Genomic DNA, 22,627 nt, shown 5'->3' with positions numbered 1-22,627 from the left:
ATCTTTGGACTTGGAGTTTAAAACCTTTCTGACATTATTGATTTGTTTCAACCACTGCGATCAATCAATTTTCAGAATCGCTCTCTCAACTATTGGATCTGGGATCGCATAATACTTTGAGCCGTCTTCAAAACGTTCTTCGAGGTAGGAGTACTTCACCAAAGATTTCAGCATGTTCGTGAGGGTCCTGTCGTTCATGGGTGTGGACCTCATCGCGGAATATACTTTTATCCTCGAAAACGTGTTTTTACGCAACACAAAAAGCAATGACTTAAGACATCACACGTTTAGCAGATGCCCATTCTTTTTCAACCAATTCTCATACTTTATGTAGTCAGTCATAAGCATTTTTACTTTCGTCCAAAATGCTTCGTTGTGCCTTTTTTCTTCGAGATGCACAAGTTCATGGACAACAACGTAATCAATGACAGAGAGAGGGGCCATGATGAGACGCCAAGAGAAGTTCAAAATCCCCTTAGAGCAGCAAGAAGCCCATCGTTTTTGGGCATTCGTTATATTCACCTTGTTGTATTTAAAACCTCTCTTTTGAGCCCACCAACTTACTCGCTCAGTAATTTTCTCGTAAGCAGCTTTCTTGTACCACTCAATAAATAATTTTTTCGCTTCTGGCAAAGCACTCCTCAAGAGATAAAACCCATTTTCAAATTTGAGTGGCGTATCTTGGCTTTCAACTATGTGCAGTTTATAATATCTGCCAAGGTATAGAAACCCCTCTCCGTCCACAAATTCTTTCGGCAGCGCTCGTGTATCTCTTGATTCTATTTCTCTCATTCGTTTTTCAATCCAGTCCCTGTGCTTTTGGATGATGTTCCATATCACTTTTTCATCTACATCTATTGGAGCTTTAACCACGAGCGTGGCGTTCTCCGTTATTTGCAAAGCCACGGTTTTTCTATTCGAACGCACGATTTTCTCGATACTGATGTCTACCACGCTACCACTTCCTAAAATGATGATAGGCAAGTTCCAAAAGTCTTTGCGCTATTTCGTTTCTCTTGCTGATCACATTTTTAATGTAAGCACTATGATAATATACTTCAGGCTTACTTCTAAGTACAAAACTTTCATCGTTTTTGTTCATCGCAGGTGATGTTTTTTCAAGCAGATGCGATATTATAAACGATTTCAGCCTTTTCTGCTTTTGCGAGCTCTCCCAAAAGTCAACTACCTCAACCTCTCTGCTGATTATTTCCACTAAATCCTTTGTTGTGCTAACAAGAAAATCGATTTCACTACGAGAGAGTTCGCTCAAGGGTTTTTTTCCAAATATCTGGTCTTTCAGTAATCCAAAAAATGGCATTTCTTTCTTAGGATCCAGACCAAATGTGGGTTCCGCCTCTCTTCCCTTTCTTATGTCATCTCGTAACTTCTCCAGCTCAATGGCCAAAACTTCCCAGTTTTCTTTGTAATCCTCGAGCAGACGCTTAAGCCTGTCTGAAAACCTTTCATACAGTTCCGGGTCTTCTTCCCAATGATCTTCAATGTACTCAGTTATTGCATGACGAAGTTCTTGAACTCTCGCCTTACCCGATGTTTTGTGAAGCTTTTCAAGGAATTCGTCTTCAAGGAGAGGGGTAGGTGGTATTTTGGGATTTACTCCCTGAGAAATCAAGTATTCTTCCACAATTTGCCTCACTTTATTGCTTGCGTCTTTCATGCTCAACTTGTCATCTCTGTACCTGTTTCGAGCAGACTCCTTTATGAAGGCGAGGATCTTCAAGTCAGTAACGTACTTCAACGCCACCGGATCAGGAAGAACCTCATCCATCGCTCGATTAAATCGTCTTACAAGGGCTATAAATTCGTTTCTGATTCCCTCATCGACAAGGATATCAATGGCGGCTTCGTAATCTTCGCGCCAGTTCTCGATACCGTGCTTTTTAAAAAACTCTTCAATACGATCGTGAACATACTTTAGCTCGTCGATGCTCCTAGCTTTGTTCTTTACAACCTCTGAAATTTCCTCAATATCTTCATCTGCATAGATTGCGAGTGCCTCTTTTAGATGCTTCAAAACACCTACATAGTCTACAACAAAGCCGCAAGACTTGTTCTTGTACACTCTATTTACCCTCGCAATGGCCTGTAGCAAGTTATGCCCCTTAATCACATTGTCAAGATACATTACTTGTTCAACAGGTGCGTCGAAACCGGTTATCAGCATATTTTGAACAACCAAAATACCAACGCTACCACTGATACCACTTTCGCCCGCTTTATCGAACGGAAGTTTAAAGCTCTTAATTACCCTTTCATGGTAAATTGGATCAGTATACGGATGATAATCAGGAGGATCGTTTTGGTCAGCCGAAATGACCACCGCAATTTCCAATCTTTTTAGTGTTTCTAAATCTAGCTTTGAATCACCTCGTTTTTCCAACTCGGCAATCTTTTCTTTAAGAGCCTCTTCAAGTGCCTTTTTGTATCTTATTGCGGCAAGACGCGACACAGCAACAACCTGGGCTTTGAATCCGTTCGGGAATATGTGAGTTACGTAGTGCTCTATCATATCTCTTGCTTTGTCACGAATAACCTCCTCGGCTTCGAGGTATGCCCTCCATGTAAACTTCCCCATTATCATTCTCTTGGTATCTTCGTCAGCCTCTTTAAAGACGTCCTCAAACTTTGCATTTGCTGCCTCTTCATCCGAGAGCTCAGCGCTGTGTACCCTTCCCTCGTACACGATTTCAACGGTCACTCCATCTTCAACTGCCTGCTTTATGCTGTACTTGTCGATATAATCACCGAACGTTATCTCAGTCTTTTCTATAGGTGTGCCCGTGAATGCCACTTTTGTTGCGTTTGGAAGGGCTTTCCTCAAATTTGCACCCAGCAACTTGTATTGGGTCCTGTGTGCCTCATCTATCATGATCAGGATGTTAGGAGAAGTATTGAGAACGGGAAACTCTCTTTCCAATTCCCTTTCCTGAAACTTATGAACCATAGCCATAACAAGTTCGGGAGTGTTGGTTTTTAGAAGCTCCTTGAGCTCTTGAATGCTTCTTGCCAACTTAACTGTGAATCCTACGCTCCTTGACGTGTCATTCAACTGCTTTTCAAGGTCCTTTCTATCCGTGACGAACACGACTTTGTAGTTTCCAAACTCAGGATTGTGGTAAAGTTCTCGAACCATAAACATCATCGTCAAAGATTTACCAGAACCTTGTGTATGCCAAACAATTCCTCCTCTTTCTTCCGGTGTCTTACCCTCTTTCAACCTTTTGATCATCTTCTTTACTGCTCTAAACTGCTGGTATCTCGCAACAGCCTTTATCATTTTGCCCTTCGGATCTTCCTTAAAAATCGTGAACGTGTGAAGCAAGTCGAGGAGGTTTTGTTTTGAAAGCATGCCATGGACCAAAACTTGTTGACTCGTTACATTCCCATCTGGATTCACATCGGAGAGTGAAAAAGGATAGGGATCTTTCCACTCAACAAAGTGCTCAAAGTCCGAAGTTATTGTGCCGTACTTCGCAACTTGATTGCATGTAGCTATCATAAAGAGGTTGTACCAAAACAGCCTTTCATTTCCCTCAGCCGCACCGCGCCTGTTGCTGTAGCGCATAAGTTGGGTAATTGCTTCAGAGATTGGGTCAGAAATGGCTGGAGATTTGCATTCAACGACGACGAGAGGCAAACCATTTACAAAGAGAACTATATCGGGAACAATGTGTCTCTCAGTCCCCGGGATATTTACCTTAAACTGCGATATGGCAATGAACGAGTTGTTTTCTGGATTTCTGAAGTCAATAAATCTAACCGTTGGGCTTCTTTCCCCTGTCTTCCTATTTTCTGAAACCGAAGTATTTTCCAAAAGCAGGTCGTGGATTTCTCTATTTATTTCCAAGAGGGAGTTACACTGTGGTGTTGTGATTCTTCGAACAACTTCATCTATTTGGTCATCATCCATCCATGGGTTTATTCTCTTCAAAGACTTTCTTAAAACCTGTTCGAGAATTACCTCTCTAAAGCTTTCTCTGAATTTTTTACTCTCACCATATTCAGGTTCCAAAGAAGAAGAGAAGGATACTATCTCTTTCGTATCCTCAGGATCATCTTTGTTTTGCCTGTAGATTTTCCATCCAAGTCTTTGAAGGTGAGCGAGGAACGGATTTTCAACATAATGCTCCTCGTCGAGTTTGTAAACCATTTTCAGCTCTCCTCTTCAAGGAGAAATTTTACGCTTTTTAGACATATACAGCTTCCTCCATTATAAACAGCTTTATGCGTGGATTTATGGCTGACTTGATCACAAGGTCAACCCTTTTACCGAGAAGCTCTTCGAGGTAGAATTTTAAATCCATGTAGTTGTCAAAAGTTTTATAGCCCTCTTTGAAATCCACAATGACATCTACATCGCTATCACTTCTCTGTTCTCCCCTTGCATGCGAGCCGAAGAGAGCTATTTCAATCACCCCGAACCTATTCACCAAATAATTCTTATGCGTTTTCAAGGTTTCTCGAATATCAGCGTTCATTTTCTTCCCTCTCAACGAGGTGTTTTACCCTCACCTTGCCTGTTAGAAGATCTTCCATTAAGCCTTTTTTGATTCTTTCAAGCTTTTCCTTGTATGCTTGCTCTTTTTCTATCACTTCGTCTATTTGGGATAAAATGGAAGCTATGCGTTGCTGTTCATAGAGAGGTGGAAGAGGAATCAACACCTTCTTAAAGGTTTCTCTTGTGATTGTGTTAAATACATTTCCATATGCTAGTGATAAAAACGAGGTAATGAAAAGTTTTAAAGCATAGTACAGAAAGTCATTTGAGAGTTTCGCTTTATCCTTAGCATCAAGGCCATAGCAAGACTGATTGAATGCCATATCAGTTCCAAGCTGTGCTAACACACCTACTGTACCGCGTGCTGATATTATCAACATTCCCCTTTTCAGCAAATTTGTTGTACTTTTTTTTAAAGCCAGTTCTGTTATGTATTTTGAGCTAGAAAAAACCCATCTCTTTCCTATGTTAAAATCTTCTACAGATAGCCAAGGTATGGTTCCGTTCCAAAACTCGGGTCTTGCTGTGCTTGGAGTTCCTCCGTTGATTATGTTGACATGTGAGTAAATGTCAACAACTTCCCACTCCTCCGGAATCCTTCCAACCGGTGACTCCTTGAATTTATGAGTTCTCTCGTCTCGTATTCTCCCGTTTTCATCAATACCCTTTGTGAGCAAATCCCTCATTAACCCTTCTTTTATGCGCTTGTACTTTTCTATAATAGCATCGGTTTTTTCAATTGCGTTATCAACTGTTTCAAGTATTTCAGCAATCTTGCGTTGCTCTGGGAGAGGGGGAAGGGCTATTTTAAAGCTGGAGATATGCGACTTACTGATTGCTTGAAATGTTGATCCCTCTCCGAGTATTTCAAGATTTGACTTACGAAAGGTCAGCACATAATACAGGAAGAGTGATGCAATTTCCTTTTTGGCATTTAGTGAAGCCAATCCTCTCCCGATGCAGTAAGTCCTGTCAGCAATATTAACATTGCCTACAGGTGCTCTAACGGAAAGGAGTATAGAACCCTCAACACCTATCTTTAAAGGTTCGCTCGTGTATTTAGCAGCCACAGGATACCTAGTTCCAAATTCTTGCTTACCCTGTAAGAAAGGTATTCCTATTTCTTCCATATTGTATGATTCACTTGGAGGGGATTGTCCCATAGTTATCTGGCATACTTCTCCCAATGTTTTAATCTCCCACTCCTCCGGAATCCTTCCAACTGGTGAATTCTTGAACTTCTCGTTAGAGTTGGCTTTCATTTCACAAACTCCTCCATATAACCCAGTTGCTTCAAGAACGTGTTCAATTTACCAACTTGCTCCTCACGTTCCATCAAAAGCTGGTTGAGTGAAACATGGTACTTATCCCAAAGCTTTTCAAAGAACTTAATAAGTTCCTTCTTCTCCGCGTTTAAGTACCTTTCGAGTTGATTACTAATCACGTCATAGAACTTTTCCAGTAATATTTGTTTTACTTCTTCATCGGTAAGAACTTCCATCTTTTCCTCAATTTTATTTTCGATTGCTTTCTCTTTTGCACTTATTTTACGTTTTACCTTTCTAGATTCCTTTTCTCCCTGCTTGATGCTTTCTAACAGTTCTTCCAGCTTTCTTGCTTCTTTTCTTGCAACTTCGCTATTCCTGAGATTCAATTCTGCAATTAAGTTTTGTAGAAAATCCTTGGTTTTCTTTATGCTTTTTTTACTTTCTTCCTCCTTTTTCTCTTCCTGCTCTTCATCATTTTCTTCATCCCAGTCTTCAACTTGTTCCAAAAGCTCATTTAAGTCTGCCTCGATTTCCGCGAGCTTGCTTTCAAGATCCTCGAGTTCTTTAAGTTCTTCCTTAAAGTATTTTTCCTTAATCTTCTCTCTTTCAACCAAACTCTTATTCCAACCGGCTGAGGCTATGCTTTTAAAGTCGTAAATAAGCTCTTCCCACCAGTTTGCAAATACGCCTGCAACTTTGAATTCATCAAGTGTTCCAATTGGTAAGAGATTCTCTTTCAACTTTTCCAATGCTTCATTTCTGAACTTCCAAAGACTGTTCTTTCCATAGAACTGTTCAATTTCAGTTCTTACAAGCTGCCACCATTCTTGAAGCTTTTCTCTGTGTTTTGTTATCGTGACATTCACTTCTTCGGAATTCTCAATCAATTCTCTGATCTGATTCTTATCACTTATGGCTTCATTGAATTCTAAATAGTCTTCACCTTTTTCTGATAGTAGGATTCCGTAGTTCAACTTAAATCTTGCGAGTTGTTCTGCGTAGGTTAATACTTCTCTTTTGGGCACACCACCAAATAAATGCGCTCGTACATCTTCAATTTCAGGATCAGGGGAGTTATCTACATAACGTCGGATATTTAGATTAAAATCGTTTTCTTCTATCTCTTTTATATTGACCAATCGAGAGTATTTGGGTATTTCCTTTTTCTGTTCGAACACTGTGACTATTTTCTCTATGTCCTCTGGCCTCAGGAAGTTCTGGTTTCTGCCCTCTCCGTATTCCCTATCTGCGTTGATGAACAATATCTTGTTCTTCAAATGCTCTGGCTTCTTTTTGTTGATCACAATAACACAAGCTGGTATTCCGGTGTTGTAGAAGAGTTTCGGTGGTAGTCCTATTATTGCCTCAATTAGATCGTCCCTCACGATTCCTTCCCTTATAACCTTTTCCTGGCCACCCCTGAACAAAACTCCGTGAGGCATAACTGTTGCCATTATGCCGTCATCTTTCAGACTGGCAATCATGTGTTGAAGGAACATAAGGTCTGCTTTTTTGCCGTTTTCTGGAGTGAAGCCATATTTAAACCTCTCTGGGAATAGCATGTTTGAGCGGGTATAGTTCTCGGAAAAAGGTGGGTTAGCTAATATCCTGTCAAACCTTTTTATGTATCCATTCTCCACAAACATAGGGTTTGTCAGCACATCTTCATTTTCTATATGCGCATCGCTAATGCCGTGCAAAATCATATTCATTTTGCATATAGACCACGTCAGTCCATTGAGTTCCTGACCATAGAGCGCTAGGTTTCTCGGGTTTTGCCCTTGTTCCTCAACATAGTGATACGCCTCAATCAAGAAACCACCAGACCCAACAGTAGGGTCGTAAATTGACATACCCTCGCGGGGTTTGACTAACCTTACCATCAGTTTTTTGACATGTGCAGGTGTGTAAAATTCTCCTCCCTTTTTGCCAGCCGAATCGGCAAACTCCTTTAGCAGATACTCGTAAGCAGCGCCGAGTAGGTCGGGAAATTCAAAGTGTGAAGGAGTGAGTGTATACTTGTTGAAGTGGTTAATAAGGTCTACGAGTTGCTGGTCTTTCAGCCTGGTTTTTCCCTTTACTGCGTTGAAGTCTATGTGCTTCAAGACACCTTCGAGCCCCGGATTTGCCTCTTCTAAGGCACTCAAGGCTTTATTCAACTGATTTCCAACGTCTTCCTTCAACTTCAAAATGTTTTCCCATCTCGCTCTTTCGGGAACAAAAAAGGTATCGCCATAAAGGTTTGGATCCTCTATCAATTCTTGCAACTGGTCGCCCGTATATCCCATCTTCTCGAAGTTTCTCTTTAGCTCCTGCCTTTTCTCCTCGAAAACATCGGAAGCGTATTTTAAGAAGAGCATACCAAAAATGTATTCCTTGTACTCAGAAGCGTCCATCTTGCCTCTGAGTATATCGGCTGCTTTAAAAAGATGTGTTTCAAGTTGCCTTAGAGTTATCTTTTCGTTAGCCACTCTAACCCCTCCAAAAAAATCATACACTATACACTCACTTCGGTTTCCTGCCTTGCGTCTCTCGAAGTTTTCAAAATGCAAGACCCTAACGTTCAACCCTTCACCTTTCGTTTACTATGACCTCTGTTGACTTCTGGCAGTTCAGCTACCATCACTTGAAGCCGTTTTTTGAGTCTGTATTCACTCAAGTATCTCGCGTCCAATTCACTCAACGGCACTCTTGCACAGTTTGAAACTAATTCGCTGAGAGTTGCAAGCACAAACTATCGCGAGATCAGTTTCGAGCTTGTCAAACGTTGCGATCAATCGATTTTCAGAATCGCTCTCTCAACTATTGGATCTGGGATCGCATAATACTTTGAGCCACTTTCGAAGCGTTCTTCGAGGTAGGAGTACTTCACCAAAGACTTCAGCACGTTTGTGAGAGTTCTGTCGTTCATGGGTGTGGACTTCATCATGGAGTATTCTTTTATCTTCGAAAACGTGTTCATCCTGTGAGCGATCGCTTCCAGTACAATTTTGTAGTTTTCGGATCTTTCAAACAGTTCCTGTAGTTCTTTCTTGATGATCTGCACGGCGCTCTGAAGTGTTTCTGAAAGCGCTTCGTCGTAACTCTTCTTCTGCCACACGGTGTAGCCGTACATGACCAGATATCCCACCAAACCGTCCAAAGCATCCACGGCTTCTTCTATCTTTTGAATATTACTTTCCAACTTCAGCTGCTCGAAACCTTTGACCAGAAAATCGATGGAAGCTGCTTGCGAGAATCTCTCCACTTGAATCTCATTCAAGTACCTTCCAAAGAGCGGGGATTCGGCATCGTCTAACCTCAGAAAGTCGTGTAGCACACCAACCTCAGAGCCAGTCAGAATGAACTCTATGTTCGAGAGATGATCGTACGCGTACGCGAGGATGTTCAAAAATTCCAAACCACCGCTGCCGTCCAATCTCATGTTCTGCACCTCGTCCATCGCCACGATCAACTTACGCTTCGATCTTTCCAACCTCGAGTTGACCTCGTCCAGAACGCGGGCAAGAGAACTTTGAAGGCTTTCCTTTCCCTTCAAATCAACCTCCAACCAAGGGGTTTTGATGTTCGAAATCGATTTTGCAGCTCTCTTCAAGATGCTCTTTTCAAGAATTTTTTGAATCTCAGCGACTATGTGGCTGTTGAGTGCTCTCTTGTCGAGCAAATTTCCCCGCCTGATGAAGGCTCGACAGTCTATGAATACGTGTTCCACACCGCTTTGCTTTTTCTCGTTTAGAAATACCTTCAGAATGGAGGTCTTCCCGATCCTCCTCACACCTGTGAGCAAGACGATCCTTCCGTTTTCAACGGCTTTTTCCAGTTCGTTCAGTTCATTTTCTCTGTCGTAAAGGTCTTCTCTCCTCATTTTGGGTTCCAAAGAAAAGAACATTGAGATTCCTCCTTTTGGGTTCTCAACTGAACATGGGTTCAGTAACTGAAGGTGGGTTCAGTAATATACTACCACAGAACCAAGATGATGTTGAAGCTATGTTCATTCACCCGCAGAGGGCGTGCGATTAATCAACTTCGAAAGCGTTCTTTCAACTATGGGATCTGAGATCGAGAACGTTGAGGCGTTTTGATGGAGGGTAAAAACCTCTTCTTAAAGAGCTCTGTGGTATATTTAAGCACGGGAGGGTGACTTTTTGAGAGTTCTTTCATTAGTTGGAGCAAGACCGCAGATCATAAAAGAAGCAGTGTTGCATGAACAGTTCGCTCGGCACGGTGTGGAAGAGATCTTAGTTCACTCTGGTCAACACTACGACTACAACATGTCGGACGTCTTCTTTGAGGTTCTAAAGATCAGAAAACCTGATTACAACCTCAACGTTGGCTCAGGCAAACATGGAGAAATGACTGGAAAGATCATGATTGAGTTCGAGAAGGTCGTTGAGAAGGAAAAACCAGAGCTGATACTTGTCTATGGAGACACGAACACCACCATGGCAGGGGCGATCGTTGGCGCAAAGCTCAAGATACCTGTAGCACACGTTGAAGCAGGCATCAGACAGCATCCAAAGGACATGCCCGAAGAGATAAACAGAGTTTTGACAGACCATGTTTCAAATTTATTATTCTGCCCAAGCAGACTGGCGGTCGAGAATCTGAGAAAAGAAGGCATAACAGAGGGTGTCTATTTTGTCGGTGATGTCATGTACGATCTCTACAAAAAGATGGAGAATACCTTCAGTTATGAAGTTTTCGAAAGCTTGGGGCTCAAAGAAAGTCAGTACATAATTTTGACTCTGCACAGAGATTTCAATGTTGATCAGCGAGAAGTTCTTGAGAAAATTCTCTCTTCTTTGGCAGAGGTTTCAAAGAGGTTTCAAATAATCTTCCCAATTCATCCAAGAACCAAGAGCAGAGTGAGGGACTTCGGCTTGCAGAGCTATCTGGAAAATGTTACGGTGATAGAACCTGTTGACTATCTGAACTTAATGGGGCTTGTGAAAAGATGCTGGAAAGTCATAACGGACAGCGGTGGGTTGCAGAAGGAAGCTTACTTTGCAGGCAAGCGAGCGATCGTTTTAATGCCAGACACAGGTTGGATAGAGCTCGTTAAAGAGGGGTGGAACAAACTTTCAGACGCTGAGCATCTGTTAGACCTGCTTTTGGAAGACAAAGATGTTAAATATCCTTGTGATTTGTATGGGAATGGCAACTCTGCTGAGAGGATCGTTGAAATAGTCTCATCGTTCAACTTTTGATGTCTCTCACTGAGCTTTAGACCTGAGCTTTTCTATTTCTTTTTTGATCTCTTCGAAGAACTGAGGATTGTGCGCCTTTTTTTCGCGTTTTTCACCGCTTGAGAAGATTAAGAAAATTCTTTGAGCGTCTTTCTTTAAGAGTTTCATCAGAAGACCAGCGTATTCGCTTGAGATTTTTATACAGTAGTCAAAGTTATATTTCCTGTCCGATTGATCTGGGGCTGATTGGACTGAAAGTGTACCATATTCCGCGGACTGTCTCAATTTCTCGTTGATGTCCCTCAAAGGTTTTGTTGATGACAAAATCTTTGATGTAGTTTACGCACTTTTTGGGCACATACAGTTGAGTTCGGAGTGCACCAGAGTTGTTGTTTTTCTTCCCTTTAAGAACTCGCTTAGTTTTTGTAGATAAAATTCTTCCCACCGTTTGACAGATTTTGGCTCACAGCGGCTAATCCACTGACCGTTCTTTCCTGAAGATTCGTTGCTACTTCTTCATGGTGGATGAACTTTCTTTTGAAACGATGATCTGTGTTTGTGTCGGTGACAATCAGTTCGGATTTGATCAGGTAGAGATTGATGAATACTCGGTTTTTAGTTGACTGCGTCGATCACTTTGCCACCCAAAAACCTCAAATTTAACCTATATTGTCCGTTCATCGACGATCTCAACTGCTTTGTGCAGATTTGTTCTGTCAAACCTTGCTGGGATTTACCAGCAGCAGGTATCTTTGCTGGATCTTTCAAACAATTCTTGGTAATCTGCCCGGCACTCTTTCGTGACTCTTCTTCTGCCATACGGTGTAACCATAGATGAACAGATATTACATCAGCTTACTGAAAGCATCGACGGCTTTTTCTACCCTTAGTGCAATATAATCTACATTATATTGCACCCACTGTAAGGGTGACTCACGAACAATTGTGATGAGCCGCTTCTTTTCAGAAAATGAAGGCTTGTGCGCGCAAATAGAAGTGCTCCGATCAGCAACCATAAAAGACGGTTTACGAACTTAGCCCATCTGTGTGTTGTAACCCTCGATCTGATTTACTCATTTAATCATCCCCATTAAGGTCTATTTGATCTGATATAGATGCAAAGACTGCGGAAAACTCTTTTTTAATGAGATTTTCTTCACAGTTCACCAGTTCAAAAAGCTCTTTTAACAGACATACAGTATTTGTAGAATTATGAACTCAAGCGCGCAGAGAATACTATCTTTGGCAGAACAAGTTGTGAAACTTTACAGCGATCTTGAGAAAGATCAATCAGCCCTCAGCTTGTGTCCAAGCGGGTGTAGAAACTGCTGCGATACACCTGCTAAGAACATCGAGGCAACCATCCTTGAGTTTTTACCTCTGGCGATTCAGATCATCAGCTATCAATACAAATACTTGGAGCTTCTTGAAAAGCTTGAAAAAGTGGATGAAGAAGATCGATGTGTTTTGTTCGAGCCAAATGTAGCTGTCAAGCCGGAAGGTGGTTGTTCAATTCACCGGCATCGTCCGCTGGTCTGCAGACTCTTCGGTGCGAGTTGTGTTGTGAGAAAGAATCAAAGACAACCACTTGCGTGTCATGTCCTACACCAATCGCTTGGCGAACAACTTCACTTACTACCAGATGCACAACAGTATAACACCCGTCTTATTGCCATTGATTTCTTTCTCAGTCAAGAGCGTTATGACATCAACACGGCACTCCGCAAAGCTTTACAGTATGTTGGGCTCTACTTAGAGCCATCATACCCGCATTCAGACAGAAGATCTGCCTGACAGTCATCAAGTTCGAGAAAGAAAATGGAATTCCTTAAGCATTTCTTTATATTTTTCTTCATCTTTTATAGAATTATCGATATCATGACAGATTACAACTCCTATTTTAGCATTAGGAAACAGGCTCCAAAAATCATCTTCAATAACAAACTTTTTCATTTGAATCCTCCTTAATATTTATAAACTTTTTAAAAGCATTAATAATTACATATTAATTAACTGATAGGAACTGTCATTTCGGGGTTTTTGTGGTTTTGCGTCGAAATTCGGTTTTTTTCCCCCCGAACTACAACTATTTTCTAGCCCGAACAACTGAACCAATCAAAAACTTTCAGCAACGCCGACCTTGTGAAGTATAATTCCAGTCTATTTCTGCCGTCAAGCCCTGATTCGCACCACGGTGAGAAAGCTCAAAGATATAACTCTCCCACCAAGCCGTATAAACTCCGATTTAAATATTGTTCAAGTAAAGCAAGTGATCGGAGTTTAGAAGCCGGTTCGAATATCCTTATTGCTACCAAATCATTCAGCAACGCTGGTAATCCGTCCAACCCAATTTGTCTCTGGATGGTCCTTATCTGCTTGTAAAACAAATGATATTTTACGCCTATAAATGAGCTGTGATTGGTATGTAAAACACTATTGGGATTTGAATCAGAAAAAATAGAAAGTTGACCTGTGTAATCCTTTATCCACTCATTGGCCAGCATCATTAGCTCCTTTAACGCTTCATCGGTATGAGCAGAACCAATGTGCTTATGAATAACTCTTTTATTATTTTGATAACTAACCACTTGAACAGCTTTCGCATTAGAATTCGTTTTTACAACCCGTATTCTCATTTTTAAATTAGTGCCTTAGTGCGGTAAAAATACTACTTTTTTTAAACATATAACCTGATAATCAATCAATTAAAACCGCACTAAATTTTTTAGGGACAAGTCAGGGGGCGTCCAGGATATTTTGATAGCAGCCATCAATGGTTTAAGCGGCTTCACTGAAGCGATTACCACGGTATTCCCCAAAACAGAAGTCCAACTCTGTATGGTCCACATGGTGCGTAACTCGTTGAAATACGTGCCCTATAAAGACCGGAAAGCAGTAGCTGCGGACCTTAAAAAAATTTACACTGCCGCAAGTGAATCTGCACCAGAAGAAGAACTCACTCAATTTGCCCAGCGGTGGGATGCTAAGTACCCCATGATTTCTCGATCATGGAAGCTGCGTTGGGCAGAAGTAGTGTCCTTTTTTAAATACCCGGAACCAATACGCAAAGTGATCTACACCACGAATGCGATTGAATCGTTAAATTACTCAATCCGAAGAATCACTAAAAACAGGTTGAGCTTTCCCACGACCGATGCAGCGCTAAAGCTGGTATTTATGGGATTACAACATATCTCTAAAAAATGGACCATGCCTATCCGAGACTGGGGGTATGGCAATGCATCAATTCAGCATCTTTTATGGCGATCGGGTATCGCTATGACAATTACCGTTTACACAAAATTAGGGATAGGCTCGATTTCATTCCTTTTTATAAAGATTATTATTTTTATACAAGCATTACTTAATATTAAGCAATGCATTTGAAATTTCAATAAATCTTTCATCAGTAATACCAAATTTTTTCTTAAATCTTTCATCCTCCATTCGTGCAATAATTATCTTGTCGGGAGATATTTCCTTAATAATATTTTTCATCTTGTTAATTGAATCTGCATCATCGTTATACCCTTTAAGAATAGTAATTTCTAATATAAATTTTCCTTTATATTGTTTATTAAAAAAAACCATGTTTGAAATATATTCTTTTAGTGTATATCCTTCAATGGGCCTTTGGATTTTTTGAAAATCTTCTTCTGTTATTACTTTTATTTCTCCAACAACCTCATCACATTTATTAGCAATTTTTATATATTCATCTCTGCCTAATAAATAACCATTAGAAAATAACCTTACTTTTGCTCCTTTGCTTTTTATTTTATCAATAATACTATCAATTTTGTTATTTACCAAAGCTTCTCCTTTTGAGTTAATAAAAACTAAATCTATAATATTATTTTCTATTATAGTTTCTAATTCGTTTATTGAACTATCCATATCATCAAAGGACTGAGGTGTATCTACCTTATTATAGGATCTTCCAATAGGGCAGAATATGCAATCAAAGTTACAATACTTTTCTGGGAGTATGTTCACTTCTAAAACCCTTTTTCCATCTTCAATATAAATATCTTTATAACTGAAAATACCCATCACATTCTCCTCCTCAAACTATATTATTATTTCTCTATTTTTAATATCAAGAATCGAAATCTTACATATCCCACCTAAATTATCCTGTACTGTTTTTGCTAAATCTTTTAAAGCATTTTCAAAATCTTCTGTTCTTTTTTCGTCAACTAATTCAATGCATAAAAAAGCATTCTTTGTATTTTCAGTAAGCATAGTTCTTACAGATTCACGCCAATTCCAGCACCTGCAAATTGCTCCTTCATTATCTTTATATAATATACTATTTCACCTTCATAGGGTGGTTCACTTTTTTCTGTCCCTAATGTAACAAAATTTTCATTTCCAACTGCTTTAGTCAGCCGTATATCTCCAACAAATTTATCAATATCCTCCCCTCCACAGGGCAATGCATATCTTAATGAAATACAGTTATAAATATCAACTAATGGATTAATTGTCCCTAAATGGTTCCCATTATTCACTCTCTTTAGTAATGCCTCGATAGATGCCCTTGCGCCCTTTTTTGTTTTAAATTTTTGAAATGCCTCTCTCCATACTTTTATTACTTCGTTAGAACTGAACTTTTCATTTTTCAAATATTTTAAGGCTTCTTTTTCTGCTTCTAATTGGCATACTATAATACGAACAACGCTATAAAATAATTATAGATAATAGAAATCCTTTTTTACTTTATAGATGTCTATTGGTTATTTTCAATCCTAACTACATATAATTATCTGTATTTACTTGTATCATCCACAAAGACATTACAAAATCTCCAAACCATCGTGTAGAATTTATGTGAGGTGAGTAGAATGGTACTCTTCCCACAGAAGGGTGAGGCAAATACAGCTGAAACTCTGAAAATAGCATTTGCGGAACTCAAGGCTGCTGGATTGAAAAAGATGATCATATCATCAACAAGGGGAGAAAGTGCGAAAGCAGCTCTTGAAATGGTTCCAGATAACGTTAAATTGATCGTTGTAACACACCATGTTGGGTTCAAAGAACCAAACCAAGATGAGTTTTCCCAGCAGGTGAGAGAACAACTTCTTGCAAGGGGACATTTCGTTCACAGCGCTACACATGTTTTATCGGGAGTAGAAAGGGCTTTTCGCAGAGAGTACAACGGCATACACACAGCAGAGATCATAGCCAACACACTGAGATTGTTCAGCCAGGGTGTTAAGGTCTGCGTTGAAATAACCCTCATGGCTGCTGATGCAGGCTTGGTTCGCTGCGATGAATGGGTTGTTGCGTGTGGTGGATCGAGTAAAGGCTTAGACACTGCAATGGTGATAAAGCCGGCAAATTCCTCAAGAATGCTTGATTTGAAAATAGGAAAGATTTTGTGCATGCCATCGGAATACCAAGGTTCACAGCAATCTTGATAAACTCATCACCAAGGCAGAAAGAAGTGGAACCGAGAGATTGTCGTTGACGTCTATTGGCAAAAGTTCGCTGACTGTGGCGGCAACGGCACCAATCAAGCCAGTGTGAAAGTCAACGATTCTGAGCGTGCCAAATAGATATGCAGCATACAACAGATTACAAAATCTGTGAGTGATCCTTTAACTGTTTTGTTGAACAACCTTAAAGAGATGAAGATTCCCAGTAGAAAGAACGACATGGAAGAGATCTTTCCTTTTTCACTTTCTCTATAAAGCCGGGTGTGTAAACTCTTAGGAAAGTGACGATTAGCCAACAAGCGCGCGACATCTACTGTGAGAAAAATCAACAAAACAGTCCCCGTTAAAGTCAGAAAGCCTCTGCGTGTGGTGATTAGACTTAGGGAAAGCAGTATCATCGAAAAAGGCCTAATGTAGACTCTCCAAGGGCGAGTATCTTCTCTAAGTGTGAATAGTTTTTCCTGAGAAATATTCTTGAGATTTATGAAAGTATACCTATCAACGTGTCTGTGAACCAACTTTGCGAAAAATTGATTCTGATGGCTATCAAGAGTGCCAAAGCTGGTAAAACGAAAAGTCCAATTATATCGCCTTTCTTTGTACAAAAATAGAAAACCAATACTATCGAAAGCAATATGAGAAAGTCTGAAAGGAGTGTACTCAATTGAACCATTGTGGCAATCTTCCACAGCATGAACAACAACAGTCCAACGCTCGTTGCGGCTCCATTTCCTCCGCGAAAACCAAGATAAAAGGGAAAAACATGGCCTGCAACCGCACAAAGACCGCTCAGATGAGAAATCGTCTCATGATAGCCAAAAGAACTTGACATAGACACTGCAAGAATACCCTTGAGTACATCGTAAGTGCCAGTCAATAAAGCGGGCGTGAAGCGTGCTTATCTGTATATATTTGTGGTACCGGTATGATGCGTATGTCCACACCTATGATCCATTTCGTTAGAAAATAAGCGGGTAAGAAGCTACCGAGCAGATAGCCAATAACCAGTGGAAACCATATCATACCTTTTTCTTAGAAAGCTTCACCGCCACATATTGTTCGTTCTTTTGAAAGATCGCATACCTGTCTTTGTTTTTCTCGACAATTTCTACCAGCTCATAACCTTCTTTCAACTTTTTCTCGATCTTCTTTTTGTCTGCCTCGGTGTATTCCACCACCGTTCACCTCTTTTGAAAAGATCAACCAAAGAAAAACTCCTTTGGCCTTGTGTAGGAAAGCTCAACACACAATTCAAGTGCTTCTTTCAGTGGCACTTGTCCTCTTTCAACCATCTCTCCAACTACATTGCAAAGAATGCGTCTGAACATCTCTGTTCTTGAGCCATAAGACATGAGCTTTCTTGAATCTGTAACCATCCCAACAAAGTTGCTGAGCAAATCCACTGATGCTATGTATTGCAACTGTAGCTGCATTCCAAAAGGACTGTCGTTGAACCACCACGGCGCTCCCAGAAAAACATTCTCAAAAGCCCTCGCGATCGTTGCCATGACTGAAAGATAACTCATGTCCAAACAATAGAGTACAAAGCTGGTCTTTCCATCAAAGGCATTGAAAAACTCTCTCATACCAGTTGCAACATCCACATACCCAGCACTGATATCTCCACCGCTATCTGGTCCAAGTCTTTCGAAGAGCTTGTCTCTGTAATCTCTCAGTGCTCCTATGTGTAGTTGCATCTTCCAGTTCTTCTCAAAATCAAGTTGTGCAAAAAAGTAAAGCATATAAGATTGGAAATCGAGAAACTCTTCTTTTGTGATCTCTTGCTTAAGTGCCCTGTTGAATATCTCTTGTGCGCGATCCTCTTTCACGTATCTCGCTACAGGATATAGCAATGCATGATCACTGCAGACACAACCAAGTTCATCGAAATAATCGTGAGTCCTTTTCAGCGCATCGAGGAAACCTTTGAAAGTATTAGCGTCGATATTTGTAGCCTGAGAAAGATCGACAAGAAACTTTTTCCAATCGCTTCTGTCTATTCTGCAAGCTCTGTCTGGACGCCAGGTTGGAAGTATTCTTATACCCTCGATTGATTCAGATGCCATCTTGTGATAGCGCAAATCAGAGGTTGGATCATCTGTAGTGCACATCACCTGTACACCCATTTCTTTCAAGAGTGCTTGCGGTTTCATTCTTGGTTCTTTCAGAATATCCTTGGTCTTCTGCCAGATCAAATCGGCTGTTTCTTTTGAAATAACTTCTTCTATACCAAAACGCCTTTTCAGATCAAGATGAATCCATTCGTAGGTTGGATTGCCGATGAATTTGGGGAAAACTTCAGACAAAGCAAGCCATTTTTCGCAATTTGAAGCAGTGCCAGTTATCTTCTCCTCTGATACACCCCTACGCCTCATCAATTCCCACACATAATGGTCGGTGGCTGCTTCCACCTCCCATATATCATTCCAACCCTTGTTTTCAACGATCTCCTTTACATCTCCATGATTGTGGGCATCGACTATTGGAAGATCTTTCACCGCTTCGTACAATTCCACAGCGCTTTCATTTGTGAGTAGATACCTTTCGCCCAGAAAAGCCATGTTCACTCCCCCTGTTGATAGAGTTTTTGCACATGCGGGCATGTCATCGCCCTGAGCAGAGCACCGTAACTCAAAGAAAAGGTGATGGTATCACCGATGGCGATCTCTCTATTTGCATCGGTGATGTCAACTATAGTGTGGTCACTTGAAGCGTGTATCACCTCAATACCAGATTCAAGTGGTTTCAAACCTGTCGAAGCAACATCTTGTTCTCCGAGGGCTAATATTGCCCGTCTGCGCAAGCCTTTGTTCTTGAAGGTTGGTTTTCTGCCAAAGGCATCTTGACCGATCTCACCTTCTGGAACTGAAGGTTTTGTCTTCACCTCTATGACTTGAGCCTCTAAAAGTACGGTATCTTGTCTCAACCAATCGATAACTCTGTTATTTGTGACATCACTCCCCAAGAAAATTGCCTCACCTATTCTGTATTGGTTCACACCGAAAGGCAAAGAGTTGTCTTCGAGCAATCTGAGTGCAGATGTGTTACCACCAGAAACAACTGTCAACTGATAGGAAACTTTTTTCTCAACTAAATCTTTGATTTCAACGAGCGTACTCATGTTCTTCACTGAGGGAATTACACCACCGTAACAACCTAAGTTGGTCCCGATGCCGATGATCTTTGCCTTTTTGGTGAGTCTAATAGCTTGAACGATCTCTTCAACTGCCTCTTTGTACCAAACACCTTCTCTGAGATCACCGACATCTACCATGTATATCAAAGAGACAGACTTGTTCAGCTTGCCTGAGATCTCTTCTATCCATTGAACTGTTTTCAACTCTGAAACGAGAACGTATTCACACAATTTCACTATCTTTTGCAACTCTTCCCTTGGGGGAATTCGAAGCATCATGAAAGGACCATCTATACCAGCTTGTAGCATCCTTTCGATGTTCTCAACTCTCGAATCGCCTATGATTTTGACCCCAGCTTCTCTCATGACCTTTGCTATCTGTGGATCTCCCAAGCTTACCTTCGTGACCCCTACGAGTTCTACACTTGATCGATGACATCTTTCAAAGATTCTCTGAGTGTTCTCTTTTATAGACTCGAGGTTTATGTACAGCTTTGGCATCTCTACCCTCCTTGATCTATCTCGTCTTTCATTCCTATCTCGTTCAAAATGATGAAATCTTTGTCTCGCCAATTCTTTTTCACCTTCACGTGAAGATCGAGATAGACTTTCCTATCAGCAATTGACTCGATCTCCATTCGAGCAAGCGTACCTATCTGCTTGATCATAGAACCGTTCTTGCCTATTAATATACCCTTTTGAGAATCTCTCTCGACATATATGGTTGCGGCGATGTAGAGCAAGTTCTCCTTCTCTGTTACCTCGTCGACGATAACTGCAACACAGTGTGGAACTTCATCTCTCGTGAGTAATAAAACCTTCTCGCGTATCAACTCGGCAGCCTGAAAGGAGATCGGTCTATCGGTGAGCATCTCTTTTGGAAAGTACATAGGTCCTTCAGGCATTGCCGCTTTGATGGCCTCGAAAAGTTCAACTACTCCTTGGTTTTGTACAACGCTTGTGAAAAAACTCTTGCTGAAAAGATTGCACTCATTGTGAACTATCCTTTCGATCTCTTTTGAATCCTTAACAAGATCGATCTTGTTCACAACCAAGAATGTGTTGGTATTAGACCTGCGAAGTAAATCGCAGATTCTCTTCTCTGGTTCAGAATACCCCTTCGATGCATCTACAACGAAGAGAATTAGATCACAGCCTTTCATAGCTTGAATCGCTACCTTGACCATGAACTCACCGAGCCTGTGAATTGGTTTGTGTATACCAGGAGTATCTGTGAAAACTATTTGACAATCATCGTCTGTGTAAATACAACTGATTTTGTTGCGTGTAGTCTGAGGTTTGTCAGAGACTATCAGTACCTTTCTGCCGAAAAAGGCGTTGACGAGACTCGATTTACCGACATTCGGTCTCCCAACAAGAGTGACGAATCCAGATCTCAAAACTCTCACCTCTGGAGCTTGAAAGCATGAGGAAGCAGTTCGCTGACCTTTGTCACTTTGAATGTTCCTTTGAGATTGGCGAGGATCACTTGAAAGTCACCAAACTCACTCATGACCTGGCGACAAGCGCCACATGGACTGACTGGTTCTGGTGTGTCTGCCACGACAACGAGTTTTTCTATTTCGCGCTCGCCTGCTGCCACAGCTTTAAAGATGGCAACCCTCTCTGCACAGATCGTTAGACCATATGAGGAGTTTTCTACGTTGCAACCAGTGAAAAGCTCCCCACTTTTTGTAAGGACAACAGCTCCTACTCGAAAACCAGAATATGGAACATAGGCGTTCTTCATGGCTTCGATTGCCAATTCGATGAGTTCTTCATCTCTCTTGAACAGTGTTATCACCTCGTTTGATAGTCATCAAGACTCGTTCGATTCTGTTCTTCGTTGCCGCAACGATTCTGAAATGAAATTGCCCTACGTCTATTTCTTCACCCACTGTGGGTATCCTCTGAAAGAGTTCCAATAGATAACCTGCCAGTGTCTCGTGTTCTGTCTCTTCAAAATATACACCAAGCTCTCGTTCGAGATCGTTTATGGGCGTAGTTGCGTTGACAAGATAACTGTTTTCACTCATCTTTCTGATACCACTCATCTCATCGTAATCGTACTCGTCCATGATTTCACCGATCAGTTCCTCGAGGATGTCCTCTAAGGTCACTATGCCAGCCGTTCCACCGAATTCATCCACAACGATAGCAATGTGCACCTTTTTCTCTTTGAAGATTTTGAGCAAAGTGCCGACTCTCATCGTTTCGGGAACGAAGATTGGTTCTCTCATAATTTCCTTTACTTTTTTCTCTTGAAGCTTCTCTGCACTGTTTTCCTGGATGTAACCAACCACGTCCTTTGCATAGCACACACCTACGATGTTGTCGATGTCTTCACGATAGACAGGTATGCGCGAATAGCCTTCTTCGTTGACGACTTTCATCAATTCATACAAAGAGGCATTTTCTTCCACCGCAACGACCTCAACCCTTGGTGTCATTATTTCTTTTATTGCGGTCTCGTTCATCTGAAAGGTTCTCTGAACAATCATCCCTTCCTGATGGTCTATCGTGCCGTCTTCTTTTCCTATGTTCACAGCCTCGATTATGTCTTCAGAGGTGATGAAGGGTGCATCCTCCATAGCTTCACCACCGAAGATCCTCACGATCTTATTGCTCAAAAACAGCAAGAACTTGATCACAGGGCTGAGTAATCTTTCAAAGAACGTCAAGATTTTCTCCGTCATTCCATAGACTTTTTCCGAATACTCTCTGGCGTAGATCTTTGGTGTGATCTCACCAAACAACAGAATAACAACTGTAGTGCACACGGTACCCAATAACGCTATCACCCCATTGCTTACACCTTTGAGTAATCGAACGAGTAAAAGAGTGGCTATTGAGGAAATCAAAAGATTTACAAAGTTGTTCATAACCAAAGTAGCAGTCAAAAGTCTGTTCACTCTGTGGATTTTTTCCTTTTCATCCTTTTTTAAGAGTTTCAGCCTACTCACAGAAGTGAGAGCTGTTTCCGATGCCGAAAAGATTCCAGAGAGAAATATCAATACAACTATTGAGATGAAATAGAAAAAGATCGACATACTACTCGCTGGATCATCCACTTTGAC

General features: G+C 41.0%; 24 protein-coding genes and 1 pseudogene. 4 read left to right on the top strand and 21 right to left on the bottom strand.

What is annotated here, in order from left to right:
• Positions 1–60 precede the first annotated feature (60 nt).
• The 7 genes from ACSFC1_RS03850 to ACSFC1_RS03820 all read right to left on the bottom strand — a co-directional run bounded on the left by ACSFC1_RS03850 (position 61) and on the right by ACSFC1_RS03820 (position 9,676).
• Positions 61–198, bottom strand: coding sequence for a hypothetical protein (locus ACSFC1_RS03850; protein ID WP_435564805.1), 138 nt, complete (start codon positions 196–198; stop codon positions 61–63).
• 81 nt (positions 199–279) lie between these two features.
• A complete protein-coding gene (locus ACSFC1_RS03845) occupies positions 280–906 on the bottom strand; it encodes a M48 family metallopeptidase (protein WP_435564804.1) in 627 nt (208 codons plus the stop codon).
• A gap of 49 nt (positions 907–955) precedes the next feature.
• Complete coding sequence (locus tag ACSFC1_RS03840; RefSeq protein WP_435564803.1) at positions 956–4,171, bottom strand: type I restriction endonuclease subunit R; 3,216 nt, start codon at positions 4,169–4,171, stop codon at positions 956–958.
• Positions 4,172–4,208: 37 nt separating this feature from the next.
• Positions 4,209–4,499, bottom strand: coding sequence for a nucleotidyltransferase family protein (locus ACSFC1_RS03835; protein ID WP_435564802.1), 291 nt, complete (start codon positions 4,497–4,499; stop codon positions 4,209–4,211).
• Positions 4,489–5,781, bottom strand: coding sequence for a restriction endonuclease subunit S (locus ACSFC1_RS03830; protein WP_435564801.1), 1,293 nt, complete (start codon positions 5,779–5,781; stop codon positions 4,489–4,491). The genes ACSFC1_RS03835 and ACSFC1_RS03830 overlap by 11 nt, the downstream gene beginning before the upstream one ends.
• Entirely contained in the window at positions 5,778–8,258 is a 2,481-nt protein-coding gene (locus ACSFC1_RS03825) for a type I restriction-modification system subunit M (RefSeq protein WP_435564800.1), read from the bottom strand. The genes ACSFC1_RS03830 and ACSFC1_RS03825 overlap by 4 nt, the downstream gene beginning before the upstream one ends.
• Positions 8,259–8,560: 302 nt before the next feature.
• A complete protein-coding gene (locus ACSFC1_RS03820) occupies positions 8,561–9,676 on the bottom strand; it encodes an AAA family ATPase (protein ID WP_435564799.1) in 1,116 nt (371 codons plus the stop codon).
• Between the two features lie 256 nt (positions 9,677–9,932).
• Here ACSFC1_RS03820 and wecB point away from each other — a divergent pair, with 256 nt between their 5' ends.
• Complete coding sequence (wecB, locus tag ACSFC1_RS03815) at positions 9,933–10,994, top strand: non-hydrolyzing UDP-N-acetylglucosamine 2-epimerase (RefSeq protein WP_435564798.1); 1,062 nt, start codon at positions 9,933–9,935, stop codon at positions 10,992–10,994.
• Positions 10,995–11,000: 6 nt separating this feature from the next.
• Here wecB and ACSFC1_RS03810 read toward each other — a convergent pair whose 3' ends face one another.
• Together ACSFC1_RS03810 and ACSFC1_RS03805 are read right to left on the bottom strand one after the other, a co-directional pair.
• Positions 11,001–11,141, bottom strand: coding sequence for a hypothetical protein (locus ACSFC1_RS03810; protein WP_435564797.1), 141 nt, complete (start codon positions 11,139–11,141; stop codon positions 11,001–11,003).
• A gap of 447 nt (positions 11,142–11,588) precedes the next feature.
• Positions 11,589–11,792, bottom strand: a complete 204-nt coding sequence (locus ACSFC1_RS03805; RefSeq protein WP_435564796.1) for a hypothetical protein — start codon at positions 11,790–11,792, stop codon at positions 11,589–11,591.
• A 423-nt stretch (positions 11,793–12,215) separates the two neighbouring features.
• Here ACSFC1_RS03805 and ACSFC1_RS03800 point away from each other — a divergent pair, with 423 nt between their 5' ends.
• A complete protein-coding gene (locus tag ACSFC1_RS03800) occupies positions 12,216–12,767 on the top strand; it encodes a YkgJ family cysteine cluster protein (protein ID WP_435564795.1) in 552 nt (183 codons plus the stop codon).
• A 6-nt stretch (positions 12,768–12,773) separates the two neighbouring features.
• On the opposite strand, the gene ACSFC1_RS03795 is transcribed toward ACSFC1_RS03800, so the two are convergent.
• Entirely contained in the window at positions 12,774–12,926 is a 153-nt protein-coding gene (locus ACSFC1_RS03795; protein ID WP_435564794.1) for a hypothetical protein, read from the bottom strand.
• Positions 12,927–13,718: 792 nt separating this feature from the next.
• On the opposite strand from ACSFC1_RS03795, the pseudogene ACSFC1_RS03790 reads away from it, so the two are divergent.
• Positions 13,719–14,360 (top strand): annotated as a pseudogene (locus ACSFC1_RS03790) (IS256 family transposase); the annotation flags it as partial.
• On the opposite strand, the gene ACSFC1_RS03785 reads toward ACSFC1_RS03790, so the two are convergent.
• From ACSFC1_RS03785 to ACSFC1_RS03775, 3 genes are read right to left on the bottom strand one after another with little or no spacing between them, the layout of a single operon-like run.
• Positions 14,334–15,026 (bottom strand): radical SAM protein, encoded by a 693-nt coding sequence (locus ACSFC1_RS03785; protein WP_435564793.1) that lies wholly within the window; start codon positions 15,024–15,026, stop codon positions 14,334–14,336. The pseudogene ACSFC1_RS03790 and the gene ACSFC1_RS03785 overlap by 27 nt on opposite strands.
• 18 nt (positions 15,027–15,044) lie before the next feature.
• Positions 15,045–15,257 carry a hypothetical protein gene (locus ACSFC1_RS03780; protein WP_435565976.1) on the bottom strand — a complete coding sequence of 71 codons (213 nt, stop codon included), beginning with the start codon at positions 15,255–15,257 and terminating at the stop codon, positions 15,045–15,047.
• Positions 15,224–15,601, bottom strand: a complete 378-nt coding sequence (locus ACSFC1_RS03775; RefSeq protein WP_435564792.1) for a B3/B4 domain-containing protein — start codon at positions 15,599–15,601, stop codon at positions 15,224–15,226. Before ACSFC1_RS03775 ends, ACSFC1_RS03780 begins: the two co-directional genes overlap by 34 nt.
• A gap of 219 nt (positions 15,602–15,820) precedes the next feature.
• Here ACSFC1_RS03775 and ACSFC1_RS03770 point away from each other — a divergent pair, with 219 nt between their 5' ends.
• Entirely contained in the window at positions 15,821–16,396 is a 576-nt protein-coding gene (locus ACSFC1_RS03770; protein ID WP_435564791.1) for a pyruvate kinase alpha/beta domain-containing protein, read from the top strand.
• Here the strand turns inward: ACSFC1_RS03770 and ACSFC1_RS03765 are convergent.
• From ACSFC1_RS03765 to ACSFC1_RS03730, 8 genes are all read right to left on the bottom strand, one after another.
• On the bottom strand, positions 16,382–16,549 hold the full coding sequence (locus tag ACSFC1_RS03765; RefSeq protein ID WP_435564790.1) for a hypothetical protein: 168 nt from the start codon (positions 16,547–16,549) through the stop codon (positions 16,382–16,384). The two genes, ACSFC1_RS03770 and ACSFC1_RS03765, sit on opposite strands and share 15 nt — an antisense overlap.
• A gap of 346 nt (positions 16,550–16,895) precedes the next feature.
• Positions 16,896–17,291: a glycerol-3-phosphate acyltransferase gene (locus ACSFC1_RS03760; protein ID WP_435564789.1), complete on the bottom strand. Its 396-nt coding sequence runs from the start codon at positions 17,289–17,291 to the stop codon at positions 16,896–16,898.
• A 142-nt stretch (positions 17,292–17,433) separates the two neighbouring features.
• Entirely contained in the window at positions 17,434–17,589 is a 156-nt protein-coding gene (locus ACSFC1_RS03755) for a hypothetical protein (protein ID WP_435564788.1), read from the bottom strand.
• A gap of 24 nt (positions 17,590–17,613) precedes the next feature.
• The gene (gene uxaC / locus ACSFC1_RS03750; protein ID WP_435564787.1) at positions 17,614–18,975 is read right to left on the bottom strand and encodes a glucuronate isomerase; all 1,362 of its coding nucleotides are present in this window, start codon (positions 18,973–18,975) and stop codon (positions 17,614–17,616) included.
• A gap of 2 nt (positions 18,976–18,977) precedes the next feature.
• Positions 18,978–20,051 (bottom strand): alanine/ornithine racemase family PLP-dependent enzyme, encoded by a 1,074-nt coding sequence (locus ACSFC1_RS03745; protein ID WP_435564786.1) that lies wholly within the window; start codon positions 20,049–20,051, stop codon positions 18,978–18,980.
• A gap of 2 nt (positions 20,052–20,053) precedes the next feature.
• Positions 20,054–20,950, bottom strand: a complete 897-nt coding sequence (era, locus tag ACSFC1_RS03740) for a GTPase Era (RefSeq protein WP_435564785.1) — start codon at positions 20,948–20,950, stop codon at positions 20,054–20,056.
• A gap of 5 nt (positions 20,951–20,955) precedes the next feature.
• Entirely contained in the window at positions 20,956–21,354 is a 399-nt protein-coding gene (locus tag ACSFC1_RS03735) for a cytidine deaminase (protein ID WP_435564784.1), read from the bottom strand.
• On the bottom strand, positions 21,329–22,621 hold the full coding sequence (locus tag ACSFC1_RS03730) for a hemolysin family protein (RefSeq protein ID WP_435564783.1): 1,293 nt from the start codon (positions 22,619–22,621) through the stop codon (positions 21,329–21,331). The genes ACSFC1_RS03735 and ACSFC1_RS03730 overlap by 26 nt, the downstream gene beginning before the upstream one ends.
• Positions 22,622–22,627 lie beyond the last annotated feature (6 nt).

Origin of the sequence: Pseudothermotoga sp. U03pept (assembly GCF_051235805.1) — a bacterium.
Lineage (GTDB): Bacteria > Thermotogota > Thermotogae > Thermotogales > DSM-5069 > Pseudothermotoga_B.
The sequence above is the reverse complement of the archived record's forward strand: the minus strand, read 5'-3'. Positions and strand labels throughout refer to the sequence as shown.